Origin of the sequence: Maribrevibacterium harenarium (genome assembly GCF_006385675.1) — a bacterium.
GTDB lineage: Bacteria > Pseudomonadota > Gammaproteobacteria > Pseudomonadales > Marinomonadaceae > Marinomonas > Marinomonas harenarium.
In genome coordinates this window covers 1-23,936 of record NZ_VFRR01000017.1, presented here as the reverse complement: position 1 = coordinate 23,936, position 23,936 = coordinate 1, and the positions used below count along the sequence as shown (strand labels likewise).

At 46.8% G+C, this 23,936-nt stretch carries 26 protein-coding genes and 1 other RNA gene; 10 read left to right on the top strand and 17 right to left on the bottom strand.

Features of this window, described 5'->3' with window-relative positions; translation table 11 throughout:
• Positions 1 to 12: 12 nt before the first annotated feature.
• Entirely contained in the window at positions 13 to 1,038 is a 1,026-nt protein-coding gene (gene tdh / locus FJM67_RS09915) for an L-threonine 3-dehydrogenase (RefSeq protein WP_140588907.1), read from the top strand.
• Between the two features lie 63 nt (positions 1,039 to 1,101).
• Positions 1,102 to 1,905: an NAD(+) diphosphatase gene (gene nudC / locus FJM67_RS09910; RefSeq protein ID WP_140588905.1), complete on the top strand. Its 804-nt coding sequence runs from the start codon at positions 1,102 to 1,104 to the stop codon at positions 1,903 to 1,905.
• Between the two features lie 70 nt (positions 1,906 to 1,975).
• Here the strand turns inward: nudC and ppnN are convergent, their stop codons facing one another.
• On the bottom strand, positions 1,976 to 3,349 hold the full coding sequence (ppnN, locus tag FJM67_RS09905) for a nucleotide 5'-monophosphate nucleosidase PpnN (protein WP_140588903.1): 1,374 nt from the start codon (positions 3,347 to 3,349) through the stop codon (positions 1,976 to 1,978).
• 95 nt (positions 3,350 to 3,444) lie between these two features.
• A complete protein-coding gene (locus FJM67_RS09900; protein ID WP_140588901.1) occupies positions 3,445 to 3,915 on the bottom strand; it encodes a peroxiredoxin in 471 nt (156 codons plus the stop codon).
• 225 nt (positions 3,916 to 4,140) lie between these two features.
• Between FJM67_RS09900 and FJM67_RS09895 the strand changes: the two genes are divergently transcribed.
• From FJM67_RS09895 to FJM67_RS09885, 3 genes are all read left to right on the top strand, one after another.
• The gene (locus FJM67_RS09895; RefSeq protein WP_140588899.1) at positions 4,141 to 5,580 is read left to right on the top strand and encodes an aminotransferase-like domain-containing protein; all 1,440 of its coding nucleotides are present in this window, start codon (positions 4,141 to 4,143) and stop codon (positions 5,578 to 5,580) included.
• Between the two features lie 215 nt (positions 5,581 to 5,795).
• Positions 5,796 to 6,206, top strand: coding sequence for a PilZ domain-containing protein (locus FJM67_RS09890; RefSeq protein WP_140588897.1), 411 nt, complete (start codon positions 5,796 to 5,798; stop codon positions 6,204 to 6,206).
• Positions 6,207 to 6,210: 4 nt separating this feature from the next.
• Entirely contained in the window at positions 6,211 to 6,726 is a 516-nt protein-coding gene (locus tag FJM67_RS09885; protein WP_140588895.1) for a DUF501 domain-containing protein, read from the top strand.
• Positions 6,727 to 6,782: 56 nt separating this feature from the next.
• On the opposite strand, the gene FJM67_RS09880 is transcribed toward FJM67_RS09885, so the two are convergent.
• The 5 genes from FJM67_RS09880 to FJM67_RS09860 all read right to left on the bottom strand — a co-directional run bounded on the left by FJM67_RS09880 (position 6,783) and on the right by FJM67_RS09860 (position 10,999).
• A complete protein-coding gene (locus FJM67_RS09880) occupies positions 6,783 to 7,070 on the bottom strand; it encodes a hypothetical protein (RefSeq protein WP_140588893.1) in 288 nt (95 codons plus the stop codon).
• 163 nt (positions 7,071 to 7,233) lie between these two features.
• Positions 7,234 to 8,163 carry a transcriptional regulator GcvA gene (gene gcvA / locus FJM67_RS09875; protein WP_140588892.1) on the bottom strand — a complete coding sequence of 310 codons (930 nt, stop codon included), beginning with the start codon at positions 8,161 to 8,163 and terminating at the stop codon, positions 7,234 to 7,236.
• A 334-nt stretch (positions 8,164 to 8,497) separates the two neighbouring features.
• On the bottom strand, positions 8,498 to 9,868 hold the full coding sequence (locus FJM67_RS09870; RefSeq protein ID WP_140588890.1) for a glyceraldehyde-3-phosphate dehydrogenase: 1,371 nt from the start codon (positions 9,866 to 9,868) through the stop codon (positions 8,498 to 8,500).
• Between the two features lie 258 nt (positions 9,869 to 10,126).
• On the bottom strand, positions 10,127 to 10,459 hold the full coding sequence (locus FJM67_RS09865) for a DUF3392 family protein (protein ID WP_140588889.1): 333 nt from the start codon (positions 10,457 to 10,459) through the stop codon (positions 10,127 to 10,129).
• Between the two features lie 6 nt (positions 10,460 to 10,465).
• Positions 10,466 to 10,999 carry a uridine kinase gene (locus tag FJM67_RS09860; RefSeq protein WP_140588887.1) on the bottom strand — a complete coding sequence of 178 codons (534 nt, stop codon included), beginning with the start codon at positions 10,997 to 10,999 and terminating at the stop codon, positions 10,466 to 10,468.
• 129 nt (positions 11,000 to 11,128) lie between these two features.
• Between FJM67_RS09860 and FJM67_RS09855 the strand changes: the two genes are divergently transcribed.
• On the top strand, positions 11,129 to 11,740 hold the full coding sequence (locus FJM67_RS09855) for a uridine kinase family protein (RefSeq protein ID WP_140588885.1): 612 nt from the start codon (positions 11,129 to 11,131) through the stop codon (positions 11,738 to 11,740).
• 28 nt (positions 11,741 to 11,768) lie between these two features.
• On the opposite strand, the gene dnaJ is transcribed toward FJM67_RS09855, so the two are convergent.
• The 3 genes from dnaJ to grpE form a co-directional block, all read right to left on the bottom strand.
• A complete protein-coding gene (gene dnaJ, locus FJM67_RS09850) occupies positions 11,769 to 12,896 on the bottom strand; it encodes a molecular chaperone DnaJ (RefSeq protein ID WP_140588883.1) in 1,128 nt (375 codons plus the stop codon).
• Positions 12,897 to 13,025: 129 nt separating this feature from the next.
• Entirely contained in the window at positions 13,026 to 14,942 is a 1,917-nt protein-coding gene (gene dnaK, locus FJM67_RS09845) for a molecular chaperone DnaK (protein WP_140588881.1), read from the bottom strand.
• Between the two features lie 100 nt (positions 14,943 to 15,042).
• Positions 15,043 to 15,609, bottom strand: a complete 567-nt coding sequence (gene grpE, locus FJM67_RS09840) for a nucleotide exchange factor GrpE (RefSeq protein WP_140588880.1) — start codon at positions 15,607 to 15,609, stop codon at positions 15,043 to 15,045.
• 187 nt (positions 15,610 to 15,796) lie between these two features.
• Here grpE and recN point away from each other — a divergent pair, with 187 nt between their 5' ends.
• Positions 15,797 to 17,467: a DNA repair protein RecN gene (gene recN, locus FJM67_RS09835; RefSeq protein ID WP_140588873.1), complete on the top strand. Its 1,671-nt coding sequence runs from the start codon at positions 15,797 to 15,799 to the stop codon at positions 17,465 to 17,467.
• A 4-nt stretch (positions 17,468 to 17,471) separates the two neighbouring features.
• On the opposite strand, the gene fur is transcribed toward recN, so the two are convergent.
• A complete protein-coding gene (gene fur / locus FJM67_RS09830) occupies positions 17,472 to 17,882 on the bottom strand; it encodes a ferric iron uptake transcriptional regulator (protein ID WP_140588871.1) in 411 nt (136 codons plus the stop codon).
• A 70-nt stretch (positions 17,883 to 17,952) separates the two neighbouring features.
• Here fur and FJM67_RS09825 point away from each other — a divergent pair, with 70 nt between their 5' ends.
• Positions 17,953 to 18,270, top strand: a complete 318-nt coding sequence (locus FJM67_RS09825) for an outer membrane protein assembly factor BamE (RefSeq protein ID WP_140588870.1) — start codon at positions 17,953 to 17,955, stop codon at positions 18,268 to 18,270.
• On the opposite strand, the gene FJM67_RS09820 is transcribed toward FJM67_RS09825, so the two are convergent.
• From FJM67_RS09820 to FJM67_RS09810, 3 genes are read right to left on the bottom strand one after another with little or no spacing between them, the layout of a single operon-like run.
• Positions 18,267 to 18,557 carry an RnfH family protein gene (locus FJM67_RS09820; protein WP_140588868.1) on the bottom strand — a complete coding sequence of 97 codons (291 nt, stop codon included), beginning with the start codon at positions 18,555 to 18,557 and terminating at the stop codon, positions 18,267 to 18,269. The two genes, FJM67_RS09825 and FJM67_RS09820, sit on opposite strands and share 4 nt — an antisense overlap.
• Positions 18,550 to 18,978: a type II toxin-antitoxin system RatA family toxin gene (locus FJM67_RS09815; RefSeq protein ID WP_140588866.1), complete on the bottom strand. Its 429-nt coding sequence runs from the start codon at positions 18,976 to 18,978 to the stop codon at positions 18,550 to 18,552. The genes FJM67_RS09820 and FJM67_RS09815 overlap by 8 nt, the downstream gene beginning before the upstream one ends.
• A gap of 1 nt (position 18,979) precedes the next feature.
• The gene (locus tag FJM67_RS09810) at positions 18,980 to 20,338 is read right to left on the bottom strand and encodes a sodium-dependent transporter (RefSeq protein WP_140588865.1); all 1,359 of its coding nucleotides are present in this window, start codon (positions 20,336 to 20,338) and stop codon (positions 18,980 to 18,982) included.
• 162 nt (positions 20,339 to 20,500) lie between these two features.
• Here FJM67_RS09810 and smpB point away from each other — a divergent pair, with 162 nt between their 5' ends.
• On the top strand, positions 20,501 to 20,983 hold the full coding sequence (gene smpB / locus FJM67_RS09805; RefSeq protein ID WP_140588863.1) for an SsrA-binding protein SmpB: 483 nt from the start codon (positions 20,501 to 20,503) through the stop codon (positions 20,981 to 20,983).
• Positions 20,984 to 21,045: 62 nt separating this feature from the next.
• Positions 21,046 to 21,408, top strand: a transfer-messenger RNA (tmRNA) gene (gene ssrA / locus FJM67_RS09800).
• 285 nt (positions 21,409 to 21,693) lie between these two features.
• On the opposite strand, the gene FJM67_RS09795 is transcribed toward ssrA, so the two are convergent.
• The 3 genes from FJM67_RS09795 to FJM67_RS09785 all read right to left on the bottom strand — a co-directional run.
• Complete coding sequence (locus FJM67_RS09795; protein WP_140588861.1) at positions 21,694 to 22,524, bottom strand: ParB/RepB/Spo0J family partition protein; 831 nt, start codon at positions 22,522 to 22,524, stop codon at positions 21,694 to 21,696.
• Between the two features lie 132 nt (positions 22,525 to 22,656).
• Positions 22,657 to 23,256 (bottom strand): recombinase family protein, encoded by a 600-nt coding sequence (locus FJM67_RS09790; RefSeq protein ID WP_140588860.1) that lies wholly within the window; start codon positions 23,254 to 23,256, stop codon positions 22,657 to 22,659.
• Between the two features lie 268 nt (positions 23,257 to 23,524).
• The coding region (locus FJM67_RS09785) for a tyrosine-type recombinase/integrase (protein ID WP_219845951.1) at positions 23,525 to 23,936 on the bottom strand (412 nt) is incomplete at its 5' end.

Genomic DNA, 23,936 nt, shown 5'->3' with positions numbered 1-23,936 from the left:
TAGGAGCAAGACATGATTACCTTAAGCAAATCAAACCCCAGCCAAGGGATTTGGCTAACCGAAAAAGAACGCCCCAGCTGCGGCCACAATGATGTGGTAATTCGCGTGCTAAAAACCGCCATTTGCGGTACCGACATGCACATCTACCACTGGGACAATTGGGCCCAAGCAACTATTCCATTGGGGATGACCGTCGGACATGAATTCGTTGGCGTCATTGAGGAAATCGGCCAAGAAGTAGAAGGATTTAAAATTGGCGACCGTGTTTCTGGAGAAGGCCACATCACTTGCGGCCACTGTCGCAACTGCCGCGCTGGTAGACGTCATCTATGTCGTAAAACCCAAGGGGTTGGCGTCAATCGCCCTGGCGCTTTTGCCCAATACCTCGCGATACCAGCCAGCAATGCTTTCAAAATCCCAGCTGATATTAGTGATGATTTGGCCAGTATTTTCGACCCATTTGGCAATGCGACCCACACCGCCCTGTCTTTCGACTTAGTTGGTGAAGATGTACTCATCACGGGCGCAGGCCCGATCGGTAGCATGGCAGCCGCCATCGCCAAACATGTTGGCGCGCGCCATGTAGTAATCACCGACGTAAACGACTACCGGCTAGAGCTAGCCAAGGCGCTGGGCGCTACTCGTACCGTCAACGTAACCCGAGAATCTCTACCTGAGGTAATGGCAGAGATCGGCATGACTGAGGGGTTTGACGTGGGACTAGAAATGTCCGGCAACGGACAGGCGTTTCAATCCATGCTGAGCAGCATGAACCACGGCGGCAAAATTGCCTTGCTAGGCATTCCTGAGCAAGACACTCGCATCGACTGGAACCAAGTCATTTTTAAAGGTTTAACCATTAAAGGTATCTATGGCCGCGAAATGTACGAGACTTGGTACAAAATGGTAGCCATGCTGCAATCGGGATTGAATATTCGACCAATCATCACTCACCAGTTCGATATTCAAGACTTTCAGCAAGGTTTTGACACTATGGCGTCGGGTGCTTCTGGCAAAGTGATTTTAAACTGGTCTTAGGTTGCACGAGGGGCCGGTTCGCGTTAGTTTAGCCGGTCTCTTTCACCTAAAATGCGAACCCGTATGTTAGAAATCGGCAGCCATCCTCACCCTAAGCCACATAAAGAAGCTCTCTATATTCTACTGAGCAATCATTTAGTGCTAACGCAGCAGCAACGCTATTTATTTAGCTTTGAAGACTTTCATCCTACCGCTGATATGCGCTCCGTTTACTGTGGTCAATTAGAGGGCAAAGACGTGTTCGTCTGCCGCTTCCGACAACCTCCCAAAGGGTTTACAGAACAAGGCCTAAGGGAGCTTATCCTAACCCCAGACGAGACCACTTACAGTGTCCTAAGTCGCGCTCACCAACTTTCTACCTGGGACGTGGATCACCAGTTTTGTGGTCGTTGTGGCACTCCACTAAAAGACAAGCACGACAAAGAACATACAAAAATTTGCCCCCGCTGTAACTTGCGCCATTACCCGCGCATTTCTCCCTGCGTGATCGTATCAGTTCGTAAAGGCAATCAATTGCTCTTGGCCCGCAACGTCAACGCCCCAGTTGGGCACTTTAGCAACATTGCCGGATTCGTCGAAGCTGGAGAATCTCTTGAGCAAGCGGTAGTCCGCGAGGTTCAGGAAGAAGTCGGTATTACCATCCGTAACTTGGAGTACATGGGTAGCCAACCCTGGTCATTCCCACATCAAATAATGGTCGGTTTTTTTGCAGAATACGCCTCTGGCGAGGTGACACCGGCTGTTGGGGAAATTGCCGAAGCAGGCTTTTGGCCGGTTGATGAACTACCAAACATACCCAACCCTGCCAGTATCTCCGGGAAGCTAGTTCTTGCTCACCAAGAACGCATTCGCAGCAACTTAAGCTAAGCTGCAGTCCAACACCTAATTCAATAAGAAACCCAGCCGAGGCTGGGTTTCTTTTGGTTTACACCACCAATTAATCAGTAATTACGCGGTAGCAGGGCTCGTACACACTGCCCGGTAACTTCATACGCTGCTGTACAACAAAAGCTTCTAATAGAGCATCGAGCTTTTGCATGAGCTTCGGATCGCCATGTATTTCAAAGGGACCATGCTGCTTGATGCTTGCAATCCCTTGAGCTTTAACATTACCTGCCACAATGCTAGAAAATGCCCGACGCAGATCCGCAGCCAACAGGTGAACCTCTTGACCAAAGTGCAGGTTTAAACCACGAATATTTTCATGGGTCGGCTCAAATGGATGCTGGAACTCCTCTGGAATAAACAGCTTCCAGTTGTAATAGAAAGCATCATGGTGGGCTTTACGATACTGCCGCACCTCTTCCATGCCTTGGGCCATCACTCGGGCTACCTCAGCACCATCGTCAATAATGATACGGTACTTATTCTGAGCCTCAGGTCCTAGCACATCACCGATGAAACTGTGAATTTGCTCAAAATAGGCAGCACTTTCTTTTGGCCCGGTAAACACCAACGGGAACGGCACATCCGCATTACGTGGGTGTAACAAGATACCCAGCAAATACAGAATTTCTTCTGCGGTACCAGCGCCACCGGGGAATACTACGATCCCATGTCCCGTACGCACAAAAGCCTCAAGGCGCTTCTCAATATCCGGCATGATAACTAATTGGTTCACGATCGGGTTGGGCGACTCAGCGGCAATGATGCCGGGTTCGGTTAATCCGAGATAGACACCGTTGGTTACACGCTGTTTCGCATGGGCGATTGCCGCCCCTTTCATGGGCCCTTTCATGGCGCCGGGACCACAACCAGTACAGATATTAAGGTGACGTAACCCTAATTCGTGACCAACATGTTTGGTGTAGTCGTATTCGTGACGAGCAATTGAGTGCCCCCCCCAACACACCACCATATCGGGTGCTTGTATCCGACGAAATACGTTGGCGTTACGCAACAGCTCAAACACCACATTAGTAATCTTGTCTGAAGAGGCATTATTCAAGCCTCGATCTAGGTTGTACTCGTGATAAGTGAAAATAATGTCACGCAGTACACTAAACAGCATTTCCCGCACGCTACTGATCATACGCCCATCAACAAAGGCACTGGCTGGCGCATTGACGAGCTGCAACTTGACGCCACGTTCCTGTTGTACCATGTGAATTTCGAAGTCATGGAACTGCTCCATAACCTCTGATGGATCATCAGAGTCACTGCCACAATTCAGTATGGCCAACGCACAACGGCGGAACAACTCATGCAAGGACCCACTTTGGGAAGACATGCGGGCTATTTCATCTTGAGATAACATTTCCAGCGCACCCTTCGGCGCGACTAGGGCATCGACGCGATCTTCATACTTCATGATCGCCCTCCTTATTTATAACTTATTGTCTTACCAACCAATATTGGTATGCTCCGGACAAATTAGCAAGTTATCACCACAAATAGCTATAAGCGTTACAATGACTGAAGCACCTGCTCAGCAGCACTGATAGAAAATTCGCCCGGCTCTTCTAACCACATCTGTTGCACTATGCCATTATCGACCAACATGGCATAACGGCGGCTACGCAAGCCAAATTTGCCGCGCATTTCCAATCCCATTGATAGGGTAAACTCCCCTAATACATCCGCTGCCATGACAATAGCACCAACCCCTTGATCTTTACCCCAAGCATCCATCACATAGACATCATTCACGGAAAGACAGACGATGCTATCAATACCTTTTGTTAAAAAGTCGTCATAGTGCTGAACGTAGCCTGGCAAATGGGCTCCACTACAAGTGGGTGTAAATGCTCCGGGCACCGCCATTACAACGACCCGTTTATTAGCAAAAAACTCAGCCACATCAATATCCTGTGGCCCAGAATCTGTCATGACTTGAAACTGTCCATGGGGTAACAGATCGCCTGCTTGAATTGTCATTTTGTTCTCCAAGAATCCACCTTTAGTACCTGCATACTACTCTAATTCGATACAAACAAAAGAGCCAAAATCTTCCTCATTACGACGCTGCATCTTCGCCAAGGAAGCCCTATGACATCTGGCGGGACAACCACATTTCTTTGCTGAATGTTGGGCCTACATAGGCAACGCAAGCCGCTTCTGGTAAATTGCTCTGCTCTAAACATAACGATTTTATAGTTAACTATGGAAAAAAACCTTTACGAAAAGATTGCCAATACTATCGAGCAGCAGGTTCGTGAAGGTATTTACCTGCCTGATACCAAAATTCCGTCAGTGCGCAAAACCAGCAAACAATTTGACGTGAGCGTGGCGACCGTATTGCAGGCATACCGCTTGCTGGAAGATCGCGGCATTATCAAAGCACGCCCTCAAAAAGGGTATTTTGTCCATTCGCTACCCAAGCGCAGTCAGAGTCTACCGACACAAACCACGATGACCGGCGCGCCACACACCAGCAAAGTCACCTCGATCATGACGTTGCTAAATCAGGTACTCCATGCCTCGCAAAAATCGGATGTGACCCAATTCGCTGCAGCCATTCCCAAGGGGTTGTATTTACCAATTCGGCAATTGCAGCGCTCGGTAGGTAGGTTAATGCGCCTGGAACCAGAAATCTGTGCCACATACGCCTTTACCCCCGGTTCTGAAGTATTGCGGCGTCAGATCGCTATCCGCATGCTTGATGCAGGTTGTCAGACCGCCATGGAAGATATTACCGTGACGCTTGGCTGCCAAAATGCTCTTCTGCTGGCTCTCCAAGCAACGACACAACGTGGCGATAAGGTCATCATAGAATCCCCAGCCTACCATGGCGTACTACAAGCTATCGATGTGCTAGGACTACAAGCTATTGAGATCCCTTGTCACCGAGAAACTGGCATTGATCTCTCTAGCTTTGAGCAAGAGCTACAAAAAACCAAGGTAAGTGCCTGCATTGTTACACCAAATAACCAAAACCCTACCGGCGCCACCATGCCTCCGGGAGCACGTAAACGCCTATTGGCATTAGCGCAACGGTACGATCTGGTTGTTATCGAAGACGATGTGTACGGTGAGCTCGGCTATGCGGAGCAACGGGAACATGCACTAAAAGCGGACGATAAAGATCAACAGGTGATTTATTGCAGTTCTTTCTCGAAAAGCATTGCACCGGGGTTTCGAGTTGGCTGGCTAGTTGGTGGCGCCTGGCAGGATAAGATCGAGGCACTGGCCCATGCTCAATCACTGGCATCACCAACGTTAACGCAAACGGCTATCGCCAATTTTCTTGAGAATGGCGCCTACGACCGCCATTTACGTAAAACCCGTCAGGCATACCAAGAAAATCTCGCACGTTGTGTAGCACTTATCCAACAGTATTTCCCTGAGCAGACCAAATGCTCACAACCTCAAGGTGGTTTTTTACTCTGGGTTGAACTGCCTGAGTCGATTGACGCACTCGCTATTTACCAACACGCTGCGCAACAAAATATTGTCATTATGCCCGGACAGGCATTCGGCTTGCATGATCGCTACCATAACTATTTGCGTATTAACTACGCCCTGCCTTGGGATAACAGCACCGACAACGCAATTCGAGTGCTCGGGGAACTTTGCCAAGCAAACCTTCATCTAACAAGTTAAGTTGTTTGTAACATCGGACATTTCCCCAGCGAGAGCGAGTTACTTCCTTGAAATTCGGGGCACAGTGTCGGATATAGAATATGGCTATCCAAAAACGACAAAATATTAAAAGATCATTCTGTACAGGGAGTGTAAAAAGCGTACAATTCGCTTTCTTTATAAACTCTCTGGCGGATTGGCCGATAGACTGATTAACACATTACCTGGCTGGTGCGATGGAATTTGTTGCTCATCCCAAAGATTTACCGCTTGAGCTTACTTTGATAGAGAAGCAAGTCTTCCCTACGCCGCAAGCTCCCCGAGAGGGCTTTGTTGGTATTACTTGTCTCGCTGCTGAAGCCTACCTCCCAGGAGATTGCGTACGAGTAGCATTAGCGGAAATTGACCCAAACTTTTGTGTGACTGGACGTATCGTCTGGTGCGACAAGGAACAGGAAGAATACCGCATTGCAATCGAGTTCCCGATTCAGGACGAGTGTTACTGTGTGCGCATGATCGAACAACTATCCCAAATCGAGCACTATCGGCGCCAAGCAAAACATCAGGGACGCCGCCTGAACTATAACGAAGCGGCAGCCGAATGGATTCAGAAGTTTGCAGCCAGCTTCCCAGCATTTATGTCCTAACTACATGACCACACTTTCAGAATCTGACCTTAACATCATCACCCAACAATTAGGCCGAGCGCCAAGTGGTATCAGACGTATCGCCCACTATTCTCCTCAAGGTGTGCCACAAGTTTTAGAAATGGAAACCTGGGTGTTTGACCAGCCCTTTCCCACGCTCTACTGGCTTTCAAGTAGTGCCATTGATAAAGCACTGGCGCGTATCGAAAGCCAGGGTATCGTTAAAGAATTGGAATTACGCATCCAGCAAGACCCAGAATTACGTGCCGCGCACCATCGCTCCCACCAGGATTACATCAAACGCCGCTGGGATGCCATGTCGGCTGAACACAAAGCCATTATCGAAGAAAAAGGCTTTACTCACTTATTTGAAGAGCTAGGGATTGGCGGCATTAAAAATTGGGATCAAGTACGCTGCCTACACATGCAATACGCACATCACCTAGCAGGCGACAACGTTATCGGTCGCATCTTGGACGAAGAGTACGGTATACGCGCCATTGCCGACGCCGAGAAGTAAACGGGAATAGCTGCATCACTAAAATGGCTGCGTAGTGCAGCCATTTTTGCCTAAGGTTACTTACTTTCCAACAATTTCAGCAACTCTTGAGGAGATTGCACTTTCGGCAGCAAAACTCGAATACGATTGAATGCCGCTTGAGCAACCTGAGGACGGGAAGCATAAGTCGCCAGCGCACCACCTGTCCAACCTGCTTTTTTCATCACGTCTTTTTTAAAGTTGTTGCCAGCCACACCATGGCCACCAAGCGCCATCAAGTCATCCTCAATATCCAAGTAACTTGGACGCTCTCCACCAAATTTCATGAAGTCGTCTTGCTGAACTTCCGCATGCAATTTTGCCATGTTGATCAACCCTTATCTAAACATCAATGAGAATAGCTAGTTCCTCTAGCCAGGACGGTACACCTATTGTGTCAATTTCAAATTGTAAATATCGGTGCATGATTCTTTATACACTGTTTTACAAAAAAATACCTCAGTTTGCAGCTTATTCTAACGCGATGAATCACAACAACTGCGGACAGGCATCTGCGGGGCTGTAATTCCGACATTCATCCACCAACCAATTCAGTAGCTGCTGCACTGGCTCCCGTTCCTGATAAGGCTTAGGGCAGACGAATAAGTAAGCATTTCCCTGATCCAGCGTGATATCAAATGGACGTACTAAATGACCTTGGCGCAAATCATCCATAACCAACGGCGTGCGCCCCAAGGCAACGCCTTGACCTGCTAAAGCAGCCTGCACAGCCAAGTCACCGCGATTAAAACTCATACCTCGACTTGGCTTAACACCAACCACACCAGCCTGTGCAAGCCAAGCATCCCATTCTGCGTAGGGACTATGAAAACGCCATTCTGAATCATCATTTAACAAGCGCACCCTAGCTAAATCTTGCGGAGAAGTCAGCCGATGAGCCTGTAGGTAGGCAGGGCTACACACTGGGAAAACTTTATCTTTTAGTAAAGGAACAGCATAGTCATGGCGGTTATGTAGATGGGAATGAATGATCGCAACGTCAATTCGATCTCGTTTGAAATCCACTTCCCGATCACTCGCTTGAATACGTAATTGCAAGTCTGGATAGGCCTGCTGAAATGATCCCAAACGAGGCATCAGCCACCTAGTAGCGAATGATGGCATCACTGACAGGGTAACAATGTTATCCATTGCCCCTTCCCGTAATTCCGCTACTAACTCTTCTAATTGGGTAAAATGCTGACCGGAATGCAAGGCTAGACGCGCTCCTGCCTCCGTTAGCTCCAAGCGCCGATGATAGCGGACGAAGAGCGCAAACCCTAAGCGCTCTTCCAACCCTCGAATTTGTTGACTAATGGCCCCTTGGGTCAAATGCAGCTCTTCCGCAGCCTTAGTAAAACTAAGATGTTTCGCCGCCACTACAAAGGTATATAGAAAACCATATGGAATCTTATGCATCGCTCCACCCAAAGCATTTGGCATTAGCATTTCTATTGCAAAAAGCTAGTTTAAATCGATTGAGCTGAATCTAGCAAGCGCTACAATGGGCTCATGTTTTGGGTTGGACAGCAACCTGAAACGAGGAATGCAACTCCTCTTTACTCTAATTGTGCCCCCACAGCCACAATTAGAGTGTGGCGATATTATCCTAGTTTGTCGTCACGCAACTGCTAGTTACTTTATAACGGGCCTCTGGCCCGTTTTTTTTGGCCATATATTTTTTTATGCAAAAAAAACGGCGACCCGAAGGTCGCCGAACTAACACACATGCTTAATGTGTCCGGTCAATCTATTATGCAGCTTGCTCTGTGCTCGCTTGCTCAGTTACCAAACCGTACTGGGCTAGCTTTTCCATCAAGCGAACTACCTGACAGCTGTAACCATATTCGTTGTCGTACCATACGTAGAGGGTTGCCTGATTACCGCGAACCTTAGTAGACAGAGAATCTAAAATACCTGCCTGCTCACTACCAATGAAGTCTGAGCTTACGGCATCCGCTTCAGCGCTGTAGCCAATTTGACCCGCCAATGCAGCAGAGTCTGACGCTTTCTTAAGTAGCGCATTGATCTCTTCTACGGTAGTAGTAGCTTTCAAAGTTAGGCTTAGAACAGCGATGGATACGTTGATCACAGGAACGCGAATCGCGCTACCGCTTAATTTACCTTCCAAAGATGGAATCGCTTTAGACACCGCTTTGGCAGCACCAGTTTCTGTCATAACCATGTTAAGCGCTGCTGCACGACCGCGACGATCACCTTTGTGAACATTATCGATTAGGTTCTGGTCGTTAGTGTAAGCGTGAACTGTCTCAACGTGGCCAGATTCAATACCGTATTTTTCTTCAAGCACGGAAAGAATCGGGGTAATCGCGTTGGTAGTGCAAGAAGCCGCAGATAGGATCGAATCTTCAGCAGTAATATCGCTATCGTTAACGCCAAATACGATATTTTTCATTTGTTTGCCAGGAGCAGTTAACACCACGCGCTCAATACCTGGGCGCGCTAGATGTACGCTCAAGCCGTCATGATCGCGCCAGCGACCAGTGTTATCTACCATTAGGGCATTTTCGATACCGTAGGCGGTGTAATCTACTTCACTTGGGTCAGATGCATAGATGACTTTCACAGCTTGGCCGTTGATGATCAATTGCTCGTTGTCTGCGTCAACTTTTACGATACCGTCGTAAGTACCGTGAACTGAGTCAAACTTTAACAAGCTAGCGCGTTTCGCAAGGTCGTTATCGCCTGCTTTACGAACAACAATCGCGGCAAGATGCATACCTGGCGTAGTGTGCCCCATCGCACACATACGACGAGCAACTAGACGTCCGATACGGCCAAAACCGTACAGCACAACCGGCACAGCACCGCCTTTAGGTGCGTTTCCAGCCAACGCGGTTAGATCCATCTGTGCCAGCACTTCTTCTAGCTCAACACTTACGTTAGCGACGCCGCTATCTAGCAAGTTATTCAATACTTGCTCAACTTGCACAAGATCCAACTCTGGATACTGGTCAAATACCGCAATTAGGCCGGCTACAGAGTCAGCTAGCAATGTTTGTCCAGCAAGCTGCACCTTAACGGATTGTTCACGTCCTAATTTACCCAACAGAGGAATCATGGATTCAACTTTGGAAACGGTTTCTAACCAAGTGCTTGTCATTATCTGCCCCCAAATAAGCAAATGTTCTAAATTTGGGGCGAGTCTACCTTGTCAATCACCACTATACAAATTGTAAGAAGCCTACAAAATTGCTTAATTTTCGGTAACTTAGGGTGTTTTTTTATGAAAAGAACGCCAACACAACAGTCTTGTTGAAAATTTACAACAATGGGCGCAAGGACGAGAAATGGAAGAAGAAAATATCGAGAAATAACGTAATTTTATAACAAAAAATGAAGCAAAATTTCTTTGCATTTTTTACAAATGACGCTTTCTTTCCGCTAAAACACCCAGAAAACTAAACGCTATCGCAACGGCGATCGGACGATACAAATAAGGAACCTGCTGTAATAGCCAGTACACTAATGGCTGAGTCCAAAAAGTAATCAAACCATAACCAAAGGTGCACATGAGGATAAAAGCACCAACTCGGGCGATAAACACCCACCCCGACACAGCTCGTTTCAATACCCCATTAACCCAGTTACCATAAATCACTAGGATGGTTGCCACTAATGCCAAAGCAATATCCCTCAGATAAGGATGCAGTACTTGAGCTGCTGCAGCGTTAATTTCTAACAGAACATTCATGATTAACTATCTGGATTTACGCAACAAGGCTTCGACATCGATACGCCCAGAAGTTGAAACTTGCTTGGGGGCCTGATCCACATAAATGACCGACACATCAAAAGTGGTATTACGCAACTGGATCATGGTGCCATCGGAGAAATACCAAGTCGCTCGACCATAGCCATCGCGCACAAAACCCTGTGTGGGCTCCCCGTATTTCTCCACTAACAAACGCCCCAATGTAGAGCGCTGCTTAGCATTCTCTACCACACCGGACATAGTTGCCTGCTGAAAGTAAGCAAAGCGATTGAAGGACACCGACAAATTTTTTATTCCTAAAATCCCTTCTTTTCCCAAGCTGTAAGTTACAACCCCTTGGTGATAGGACGGATAAGCCTCTAGGCCCATTTTCTTTAAATGAGACTCAAACTGCGATTTTTCTAGATCATTGATTTTAATACCAAATAACTCGGCTTCGGAGGAGGCAGCAAACATTTTGCTGCTCAATACTAGCAAAAATAGCAACCCTAGTTGCCAACGGGACACAACCAACGACATTCGAAATCTTCTCCCCATAAAATACATAACCAGCAGGTCAGGAAGCGGAACGCCACATCTTCTGGTAAAATCCAATTTACTCACACTCTCATCATTGTAGCATTGATCAACACCAATTCGAGGTAATACATGGCACTTGTCATCGGCGTGACTGGCATTTCAGGTAGCGGCAAAAGCCGTCTGTGCGCCCTTTTAGAGGAAGGCTTAGAGCAAGAGCTCACGATTATTTGCCAGGATAGCTTTTACAAAGGCTGTGGCAACATCGATCCAGATGTTTACAACTTTGATGATCTCGACTCCCTCGACCTAGAAAGCATTCGCCTAGCTATTCATAATTGCAAAAATCGCCAACAACCAAATGAAATTCCAGTCTATGACCATAGTAAGCACGGTCGCGTTGGCTATCGTAACCTCCCCCCTTCTCAAGTGGTTTTGGTGGAAGGTCATATGATGTTTCAAGATGCCGCTATTCGCGCTGCCGTAGACTACCTGTTATTTGTCGATACTGACATGGATATCGCTATTGTACGTCGACTAAAACGCGATATTGCGGAAAGAGGGCGCAATGTCAATGAAGTCACCAGCCGCTATATGCGTCACGTTCGCCAGGCCTCTTTAAAAACTTTGGCCATTCGCAATCAGGCGGACTTCATCATCCCCAACAATGATAGCTTTACGAATGCGGCAGGATTATTACGCCGCCATATTGAGTTTTTACTCAAAGAAAAAGGGGCTCGCTGAGCCCCTTTGATCACTAAACTAGCTGTCACTATTTTTTAATGTCGTCGAAGAATTTCTTCACGCCATCGAACCAGCTTTTCTGTTTAGGCGAGTGATGGGAATCTTCACCCATTGTCTCAGCCAATTCACGCAATAGCTCTTGTTGACGCTCGGTTAGGTTTACCGGTGTTTCGACGATTACTCGACAAATCAAATCCCCAACTGGGCCGCCACGGACCGGTTTAACCCCTTTATTACGCAACCGGAATAACTTACCAGTCTGACATTCTGGGGTCACTTTTAGACGCACCCGACCATCTAGCGTCGGCACGTCAATCTCGCCACCAAGTGCAGCGGTAGTGAAGCTAATGGGCACTTCGCAGTACAGGTTGGCACCATCACGCTCAAAGATAGCATGGGGCTTTACGGACACCTGAACAAACAAATCACCCGCGGGGCCGCCAAATGTTCCCGCTTCACCTTCACCTGATAAACGGATCCGATCGCCAGTATCAACACCCGCAGGAATCTTCACATTCAGGGTTTTGTATTCCTGCTTACGGCCTTGACCATGACAAGAATTACAAGGATCTGAAATAATCTGACCTTGACCATGACACTGGGGACAAGTCTGCTGCACCGAGAAGAAGCCCTGGGACATGCGAACTTGACCAGCACCATTACAGGTTGGACAGGTTTTTGGTTTCGTACCAGGCTTAGCACCTGTGCCGTCACACTTCTCACAATCCACCAAGGTCGGAATACGAATTTTTTCTTCGCAACCCCAAACCGCTTGCTCTAGTTCTAGCTCCAAGGTGTAGCGCAAATCAGAACCGCGACGGGTACGAGATTGCCCACCGCCAGCGCCACCACCGAAGATATCGCCAAAAACATCGCCAAAAATATCACTAAAGCCACCGGCACCACCAAAACCTCCGGCACCAGCTTGCCCGTTTACCCCATCATGACCAAAGCGATCATAAGCAGCTCGCTTGTCATCGGATGACAGCACTTCGTAGGCTTCAGCGATTTCTTTAAACTTATCAAGAGCCTCTGCGTTATCAGGGTTCTTGTCTGGATGGTACTTGTTAGCGAGGGAGCGGTAAGCTTTTTTGATCGCTTTTTTGTCAGCATCGCGGCTAACACCAAGTACCTCGTAATAATCTCGTTTGCTCATTGCAGGGTATCCTGAGTTATTCGAGTGTTTGCATTGCAAATTGCTTGGCCCGAAGACAGCAAAACACGGTTACGTCCCGTGTTTTGCCTTAGTCCCTTCGGGACGACGATAATTAATGACTAATAGGCATTATTTTTTATCGTCTTTAACCTCTTCGAACTCTGCATCAACTGCATCGTCCTGCTTCGCACCGGCTTGTTCTGCACCCGCATCCGCTTGACCCGCTTGAGCTTGCTCATACATCTTCTGCGCCAATGAACCAGAAGCTTGAGTCAACGCATTGGTCTTCTCTTCGATCTGATCTTTGTCATTGGACTCTAGAGCAGCTTCTAGGTCTTTAATAGCAGACTCGATCGCCTCTTTTTCTTCAGCAGTCGCTTTGTCGCCCGCTTCTGTCAGAGTTTTACGAGTCGCATGAATCATGCCATCAGCAGTGTTGCGTGCCTGCACCAACTCTTCGAACTTACGGTCTTCTTCCGCGTTCGCTTCGGCATCGCGTACCATTTTTTCTACTTCTTCGTCGCTCAAACCAGAAGAAGCTTTGATAACAATGGATTGCTCTTTGTTAGTGGCTTTGTCTTTCGCCGATACACTCAGAATACCGTTAGCGTCGATATCAAAGCTCACTTCGATTTGTGGCACGCCACGAGGTGCTGGCGGAATATCAGCCAAATCGAAACGACCCAAAGATTTGTTTTGTGCTGCTTGCTTACGCTCGCCTTGCAGTACGTGGATAGTAACCGCATTTTGGTTGTCTTCAGCAGTCGAGAACACTTGTGATTTCTTGGTTGGAATCGTGGTGTTTTTCTCGATCAAGGCTGTCATTACGCCACCCATGGTTTCGATACCAAGCGTCAACGGAGTTACGTCAAGCAATAGCACGTCTTTCACATCACCAGCAAGTACCGCGCCTTGGATAGAAGCACCGATCGCAACCGCTTCATCTGGGTTAACGTCTTTACGTGGCGCTTTACCGAAGAACTCAGCCACTTTCGCTTGCACCAAAGGCATACGAGTTTGACCGCCCACTAAGATAACTTCATCGATATCAGAAGCAGACAGATCTGCATCTTTCAATGCTTGACGGCAAGGCTCTAGCGACTTGGTAACTAGCTCTTCAACTAAGGACTCAAGTTTAGAACGCGTTAGCTTCACATTAAGGTGTTTAGGGCCTGTTGCATCAGCGGTGATGTAAGGTAGGTTAACTTCGGTTTGTGATGAAGAAGACAGCTCAACCTTAGCTTTCTCACCAGCTTCTTTCAGACGCTGTAGTGCTAGTGGATCGTTGTGTAGATCAATGCCCGTGTCTTTCTTGAACTCAGCAGCCAAGAACTCGATCACACGCATGTCAAAGTCTTCACCACCGAGGAAAGTGTCACCATTAGTAGACAATACTTCGAATTGTTTCTCGCCATCTACATCCGCAATTTCGATGATAGAGATGTCGAATGTACCACCACCCAAGTCATACACAGCGATAGTAGAGTCGCCAGATGCTTTGTCTAAGCCGTAGGCAAGGGCTGCCGCGGTTGGCTCGTTGATAATACGTTTAACTTCTAGACCTGCGATCTTACCAGCGTCTTTCGTCGCTTGACGCTGAGAGTCGTTAAAGTAAGCAGGTACTGTGATTACCGCTTCAGTTACCTTCTCACCTAGGTAGTCTTCTGCGGTTTTCTTCATTTTCTTGAGAACTTCAGCAGAAATTTGGGGTGGCGCTTTTTTGTCGCCTTTCACCTCTACCCACGCATCGCCGTTATCCGCAGCAATGATTTTGTAAGGCACCATAGAGATGTCTTTTTGCACGACATCATCTTTAAAACGACGACCGATCAAACGTTTAACCGCAAATAGGGTATTCGTTGGGTTGGTTACTGCTTGGCGCTTCGCTGATTGACCCACTAGGGTTTCGCCATCTTCGGTGAATGCCACGATAGATGGGGTGGTGCGATCGCCTTCTGCGTTTTCAATAACACGAGATTTGTCACCGTCAAGGACAGCAACACAAGAGTTGGTTGTACCTAAGTCAATACCAATGATTTTGCCCATGGTTTTATCTCCAGTAAAATTCGTTACGTTATTCAGTTACTTCTGTATTTGGGCGCGCTTTTTTACTTTTCAAGCGCCTATCGTCAAAAAAATGACAGTCTTATGCAGCGCTTGATACCACTACCATTGCTGGGCGCAACAGGCGTCCATTTAAGGTGTAACCCTTTTGCACTACATCCATCACTGTATTTGGTTCTAGGTTTGGATTAGGAACCATGGTCATTGCCTGATGCAGCTCTGGGTTGAACGGTTCACCTTCAGGATTTACAGCAACAACATCGAACCGAGAGAGCGTCTCGATCAAATCCTTCAGCGTTAATTCCACACCCTCACGCATTGGATCTTCTTGGTTATCGGAAGAAGCTAAAGCACGCTCTAGATTGTCCGCCACCGTAATAACGGATTTTGCAAATTTTTCCAAAGCAAACTTATGAGCTTTCTCCACGTCAGCCTCTGCACGACGACGCACATTTTGCGCTTCTGCTTGAGCTCTTAATGCGGCTTCTTTGTATAGAGCAACATCCTCAAGCGCTTTGGCCAGTTCATCGGACTGCTCTTCTACTACTGGGTCTGCTTGCTCTAGCTCTACGTCTGGGGCTTGCTGTTGCTCTTCGTTAGTCACGTCTAGTTCCACTTCTTGGTTCTGGTTAGTTGCTTGCTCGCTCATTTGTCACTCCAAATAACAGAAAAGCTTTTGTTATCTGATTCGCCTATATGGGGACTGACAAGGCGCTTTCAATACCAGAAAAGCAAATTATTTACGCAATTAGACAGATAAAATTCGCAACAAGGGCTTGTCAAAAAACAAACAAACACTGTATAAATAACCAGATAAAACTGTACGGAGTTGCCACATGTTGACCAGCATCGCTATCTCGAATTTCGCCATTGCCGACAATCTAGATCTAGAGTTCAAACCAGGAATGACTGTTATCTCAGGGGAAACGGGTGCTGGCAAATCCATCATGGTTGATGCCTTATCATTGTGCCTCGGTGGACGTACCGATGCCGCGGTAGTGCGCTATGGGGAGAAAAAGTCCGATCTGTGCGCCACCTTTGATATCAGCAATTACCCACATGTCTATCAGTGGCTCTGCGAACGCGACTTAGAAAACGAACAAAACTGCATTTTACGCCGTGTAATTACCAAAGAAGGCCGCTCCAAAGCATATATCAACGGTCGTCCTTGCACATTGGCGGACCTTAAAGAAGTAGGTAGTTTTTTGGTAGATATTCATGGCCAACACGAGCATCAATCGCTACTTAAAAAGAGCTCCCAACGTCGTCAACTGGATGAATTTGGCCAACTAACAGAACTATCTAAAGCCGTACAAACCGAGTTTTATCAGTGGAAAAAACTGAAAGACGAACTGCACAACAAGCTCAACATAAGCGCGGCGATGGAGGCAAAAATCCAGTTATTAACCTACCAAGCGGACGAGTTACGCCAACTTGACCTGAAGGAAGGGGAGCTAGAAGAACTGGAAAAAGAGCAAAGCTTTCTCGCCAATATTGCAGACGCCCAAGGCAAAGCTTACGTTGCCAATGCCATACTCAAAGAAAACGACGAAGGCAATGTCTGCTCTTTATTGCATCACGCCATTACTCAAGCAAGCAGCATACACCCACAAACTCCTGCACTTGAAAATGCTCTTGAAATGATGAATCAAGCCTTAATTCAGGCAGAAGAGGCCTGTGCTAGCCTGAATCAATATCAGGATACACTAGAGCAAGACCCTGCCAGACTGACTGAAGTAGAGAACCGCTTGAGCGATATTTACGACACCGCCCGTAAACATAAAGTTCAGCCGGAGCGACTACTGGAGCTTCTTGCGGATGTTGAGCTAGAACTTGCCGAGCTATCCGGCGGCGAAGACAGCATTGACGCACTCAAACATAAAGAAGAAGCCGCTTATCAACAGCTGACGTCAAGTGCCACCCTATTGACTGAAAAACGCATGCAAGCCAAGGAGGAACTGGCTCAGCAAGTTGAAGCACAGATCCATGGCTTAGGTATGCCCCATGCACGCTTCTTTATTGATTGCCAACCCTTGGATGAAGTGACAGCTAATGGCTTTGAAGAAATTGAGTTTATGATTGCCTCTAACCCGGGGCAACCAGCCCAACCTATTCGTAAGGTCGCTTCTGGTGGGGAGTTGTCGCGCATTAGCTTGGGCATTCAGGTGGTCACGGCCAGCACCTCTATTATTCCAACATTAGTTTACGATGAGGTAGATGTGGGTATTAGTGGTGGTATCGCCGAGGTGGTCGGGCGCATGTTGCGATCAGTGGGGCAGCGTGGACAAGTCTTCTGTGTAACCCATTTAGCTCAAGTAGCAGCCCAAGGCCATCAGCATTTACGGGTTAGCAAAGAAGTGACAGACAACAATACTAGCTCAAAGGTAGATCGCCTGTCAGATACGGATCGCACACACGAGATAGCGCGATTATTGGGAGGAATTGAACTCACCGAACAAACTCTAGCTCACGCCAAAGAAATGCTCGGCAACGTTCATTTACAGTAGCAAACTACTTTGACTTAGGACGCACGTAAAGAATGAGATTGTGGTCTTCGATATCATAACCATGCTCTGCCGCGATCTCTTTCTGGCGTTTTTCAATAATAGGATCCATGAATTCAATGACCTTACCTGTTTCAAGGCAAATCATGTGGTCATGGTGGTCACCTTTCGCCAACTCAAACACGGCTGTGCCTGCTTCGAAATGGTGACGTGCAACTAATCCCGCAGTTTCAAACTGGGTTAGCACCCGATAAACGGTAGCCAAGCCAACATCCTCACCCTGATCCAACAAAGTGCGATACACATCATCAGCACTCATATGAAGGTCACCGGCGTTTTCTAAAATCTGTAGGATCTTCACGCGCGGCAGCGTTACCTTCAACCCGGCTTTTTTGAGTTCTTGATTTTCACTGGTCATGAGTCATTCTCTATTCGATCTATTCGTTATTTACTTTATCATTAGTTGCCCCCAAAGAAGGACAGTCTTAATGAAGAAAACTATTTTTTTACTACTCGCCTCTGTGTCATTGAGCGCCTGTAGCTTATTACCCGAGCCGTATAAAACTCCCGTAAGCCAAGGCAACGTCCTAAAACAGGAACAAGTCGCACAAGTCAAAGTGGGGATGTCGGCCAGTCAAGTCTCTTATTTACTTGGCACACCCATGGTAAGAGACTCATTCGCGCCCAACGAGTGGCACTACCTTTACACCAGTTTGTACGCTGACGATAACACTAAAAAAAGTGAAATTGATCATCTAGTGCTAATATTTGACAACGACATACTGCAGAAAATTGAACAACGCTAATCTTTTTTGGCGGCACGATTGGCCCGAGCTTGCTTCGGGTCAATCTTAAGCTCACGATAAATTTCTACCCGCTCACCGGCTTTTAATGCAACTGTCTCTGGGTTTCTCACCGCTTTACCAAAAATGCCTACCTTGGCATTAGCCAGATCCAAGTCCGGGAAAAACGCATCGATATTAGATAACATCAATGCTTGGGCAACCGTTGTTCCAACTTCCACATCCAATGGAACAATTTTTTGCTTGTCTGGAAGCGCATAAGCGACTTCTACTCTAATTTTCTCAGCCATAAACAACTTTTGCTCGCTCACTAAAGGCTTCCACCATGGCATTTGCGACTTGGCTAAAAACTCCTCCAAAAGCAAACTTCAACATGCCAGTTAATTCAAATTCGATACTCAGTGATATTTTACACTGAGTATCTGACAGAGCATCAAAACGCCAAACACCATGTAGTTTTTTGAATGGCCCTTGTACCAATGTCATCTCGATTTGCGTTGGCTCTTGCAATAGGTTACGGGTAGTAAACCCTTGACGAACTGGGCCTTTTCCAACTTCTAACGAGGCTACAATCTCTCTATCCGTTCGGGAAAGAGTTTTCGCCCCAATACATCCAGGTAAAAATTTTGGATACTGATCCACGTCGTTAACTAGATCATACATTTGCTTTTGACTGAAATTGACGTGAGCAAAACGCTCTATGCGACTCAAGCTAATCTCCTATCCATCCTGCCAAAGTAAGCAGCACCATTACCGGAATGCTGACAAATTTGAGCACATTGTACCACCATCTGTAGTGACGAGGGTTACGTGTGATCTGCTCATTTTTGAGCATCTCCGTCGGTACATACCAAACCACTAATACCGATAGAGCAATCGCGGCGATTGGCAACATCACAAAAGAGGTAATGTCATCAACCAACTCAAATAAATTGCGACCAAATAGCAATTTGCTATCCCAATGTGAAAAAGTCAGCGCTATTGGAACCCCCAGCAACCAAATTCCTCCACCGATTAGAGAAGCTGCCTTCAGTCGGCTAATGGAGTAACGTTCATGCAACCAAGAAATAAATAGCTCAATCATGGCTATAGCGGAGGTTAATGCAGCGACGATCAGCAATCCGAAAAATAAAGTGCCGACAAGCTGTCCGGCGGGGAGAGATGAGAAAATAATCGGCAAAGAGACAAAAGGTAGACTCGGGCCTGACTCCACATCGAGCTGAAACTGAAATACCAACGGAAAGATAATCAGAGTCGCCAGAATCGACACTAATAAATCTAGACCGGCCACTATAGAACAGGCTTTCACGATGGACATGCGTTTGTTCATGTAGGCACCATAAGCAAACATCGCCCCCATACCAACACCTAAACTAAATAATGCATGACCGATAGCGGAAAGAGCCACATCGAAGGACAAATCTTGCCAACGCCAACGGGTCAAAAACTCTACCGCCCGTTTACTGTCGCCTGTCATCAGAGAAAATATACACAGACCAAGTAGTAATAAAATAAGTGCCGGCAATAACACTTTGACTACGCTGGCTAATCCGCGGGTGACCGACTGCCCCACCGTCAATATCACCAGCGCCATAAAAATGGTATGCCAAAATAGCAATTCAACCGGTGAACTTAGCAAGCTCTCAAACAGGTTTGCAGCTTGTTGCTCATTTAGATTTTCTAACTTTCCGGTAACACTACGTTGCGCGTAGGCAAATGCCCACCCAGCGATGACACTGTAAAAGGTTAGTATCAGCGCGCCCGCTAAGCCTGCAAGATAAGGTACAGCTACCCAGTTTTTATGGATCAATTTACGATCAGCTAAATCGTTTATCGTATCTATGGGGTTGGAACGTACCGTTCGTCCCAGTGCCACCTCTGCAATTAGCATTGGCAACCCAACCAACACCATACACAGACAGTAGATAAACAAAAATGCGCCACCGCCGTTCTCCCCCACCATGTAGGGAAATTTCCAGATATTTCCAAGCCCAATAGCTGCGCCACTGGCGGCAAAAATAAATATCAATGGACTGGACCAGATACCTTGTAAACAACGACTCTCGAGCATACATTAACTCTTTATATGGATGAGCTCGGTGATCGACCTCACGAGTTACTAAACACAGCGCTTTCGGCCTATTCGCCAATTGGCGCAAATTTTCTATCATTCAGCGGTATACCTCAAGAAAACCATAGGCAATAAGCTGGATCAACCTTATAATTTCGCCCCATGAGTAACGCAAAAAAGAAAAAGTCCCCTAGTTCGGGCACGATCGCGCTAAATAAACGTGCGCGTCATGAATACTTTATCGATCAGAAGTTCGAAGCTGGCATCGAGCTTTCCGGCTGGGAAGTGAAAAGCCTACGGGAAGGTAAAGCACAGCTAGTCGATAGCTACGTGATCATTCACCGTAATGAAGCCTATCTTATCGGCGCTCGCATCACACCTCTATTGAGTGCTTCCACCCATGTAGTATGTGAACCGCTACGTCAGCGTCGACTTCTACTTAACCGTCGCGAGATTGATCGTATCATCCAAATCACCGAGCAAAAGGGCAAAACCTGTGCCTGCATGGCTCTGTACTGGAAAGGTAATAAGATCAAATGTGAGATCGCTCTTGTAACTGGTAAGAAAGACCACGACAAACGAGACAGTGCTAAGGAACGGGATTGGAACCGCGACAAAGAGCGCTTAATGAAACATAAGGTTTAAATGTGGATTCTGGCAAACAACTGGCGTTGCGCCAATTAGTTCGCTAGAATTACGCCAACTTCGGGGATGACATGGTTTCGACGCCGGTTACAAAACCTGAGGTGCATGTCGAGAGCGATACGAGATCTCGTAAATCCACTTGTATCATTGAAATAGTCGCAAACGACGAAACTTACGCTCTAGCAGCTTAATAACCTGCTAGTGTGCTGCCCCTAGGTTGCTTGTAGCCCAGGATTCCGCAGTATCATAAACTACAAGATGCTATCTGATGCCCTGCCTGGGGATAAGGATAAAAGATCAAGCAGGCTCGCCAACTACACCCTGTCCTTCGGGCGGTAGGTGGTCAAACAGTAGAAGTGACTAAGCATGTAGATCCGATGGCAGCGGACTGACGGACGGGGGTTCGACTCCCCCCATCTCCACCACTACCAGAAAGGGGGTATTTTCCTAAGTTTTTCAATAACTTAAGAAAGCCCTCTTTTTTTATTTCCCCCACGTTATACCCCCACGCTTTTCCCCCACGTTGTACCCCCACGCTCAACCTCAACCATTTCTATCGTTTTAGCGATGGGCAACCCCACTGATTTAGACCTCACAGACCACACAAACTGATCAATTATTGAGCTTTCATCTTGGGAGACTAGATCGGTATCAACTTGGGGTTGCCTGTATCATGATACACACATAAGGAAGATACACCTCTAGGAGACCTAGAAGTCCATCTCTCCATTATCTTCAATGTCATGCCTTAGAAACTCAGTCAGATCATTGAGCAACTTGATGGAGTAGTATTCTAGTGCTCTAGCGAAAACTTCCGGCTGCTTACTGGCCTGCTTTCCAAACGCTTTAGATAATCTCATTGCCCAATCTTTGGCTAGATTATCCTGCCATTCATCATCATAGCTTTTCTCCTTTCTTGGAAACTGCTGTGCTTCCTTCCAACTCATTCCAAAAGCAAGATCCTGCCAACCATGCGGTTGCAACTCTTGAAGCTCTTGAAGCTTTCTCCGCATGCGTGACACCGTTGCTGATCCAACTTTGCAGGTCAACGCAATCTCTCTTTTTGAGAAGTCTTGCATCACGGTTAATCGCCAAGCTCGATTGATCTTGTCGTCCTTTGTCATGGGCAATTTATCTTTGGAGTTATGCCTTATGGATTCCAACATAGCTCCGTTTAGATCCCCCTCAAAGACTCTCACGGGGATTTTGGGGATCTTGATCCTTTTTTGAGCAATGACTCTCTTATACGCTTCCAATCGATGATGACCATCCAACAGATACCATCCTGCTCCTGACCACCAAACAATGATGGGATCTAGCACTTTTGAAGGATTACAGTAGATTGCATCCACAAGCCCCCTGATGTGGTTCTCCTTACTGCCTGTATCATTTCCTAGGTCTCTCGGCTGAAACACCGAGACTTCCACCCGAATTGATTTAATGCTCAACTTTGAGTTGATCTTAGGGGCTACCCTACCGCTATTCTGTTCATTTTTTAGTCTCTCTAACACTGCGGTAAAAGTGGTTGTCGTATCAGACATTCTCGCTCTCCAAAATAAATTCAATGAACTACTTAGATAGGGGGATCGCTCTCCCCCATAAGTGTCTCCGAATAGACTGAAGCGATAGAAAAGTGAAAAATGATAGTAAAAGACAATCAATAAAATGACGACTTACTTAATTGCCATAGGTTTAGAAGGGGTATTTCCATTCTCGCTGGCTGCTTTACATGCTCGCTTAACGGAAGCTGTTGATATCCCAAAGTGATCGGCAGTTACCTTAATGGAGGCACCATTAGCCTCTCTCCAAGCAGCTACAGCTCTATCATCAATTACCTTTTCCTTACCAAGATTCTTGCCTGCTGCTCTAGCTCTTTCGATACCAGCCATTTGCCTTGCCTTGATGTTAGACCTCTCTAACTCAGCCATAGCTGACAGCATGGTTAGCATGGCTTTTCCAATGGGTGTGGAAAGGTCAAAACCTTCACGTAAAGACACCACTGAAACGCCCTGAGATTCGAGCTGTGAGACGATCTCTAGGACATCTATGGTATCCCTACCGATACGATCAATGGCGCTTACAACCACTTTGTCGCCCTCTCGTACGTACTTTAGAAGCTCACTCATGCCTTTTCGGTTTGATCCTTTGATTACCCCTGATACGGCATCATCTTCAAACCATTTATCAACAGAGTGCGCCTCGCTGATCTTGAAGCGTTGACTCTGGGTTGATTGATCATCAGTACTGACACGAACATAAGCGACAACAGCCATAAGCCCTCCATTAGATAGATCAAAAGATATGGATCAATCTATATTGCTGGATCAATGAAAAGTCAACAGCTATGAGCCACTCATTAAGGTAGCTCTAGGGAATGGCTCAGAAGGTACACCCTATGAGCCAACAAAAAATTTGCAAACACCACCCCCTCACTCCATAGAAAACTCAAGTCACCTAGCAGGGGCAAGGGGGGATCACTCCAATTGAATACAACGTATATCGGCTCGAAAATTTGCTACCAAAATTTACGAGGGTTGATACTCAATCAACCAGCGGATACTCAATCTTGGAGATTGCATTGAGCTTTTCATCGTAGCTATAGCCACCTGAATACAGGCCATAAGTCAACGATCCATGCTCATGACCAACTATTTCAGCAGCCAGATTCTCTGGAACGTTTGCGTTTTCGAGCAACGTAGCAACCGTTTTCCGAATCGAATGAAACACCTTAGATTCATCAAAACCCAAACGCTTTTTAAGCCGCCCGAAACGCTTACCTATTGCACTAGATCTCTCGCCTGAACTTTTGGGAGCCGACAGGCCTGACATAAGATAGCCATCCGTTGATTCATCTAATAGCTGCATATTCTGCCCAAACCTGAACACCCATTCTGGATGAATGTGAACACCTCTACTGATTGAACGTGAACACCCATTCTGATTTGAATATGAA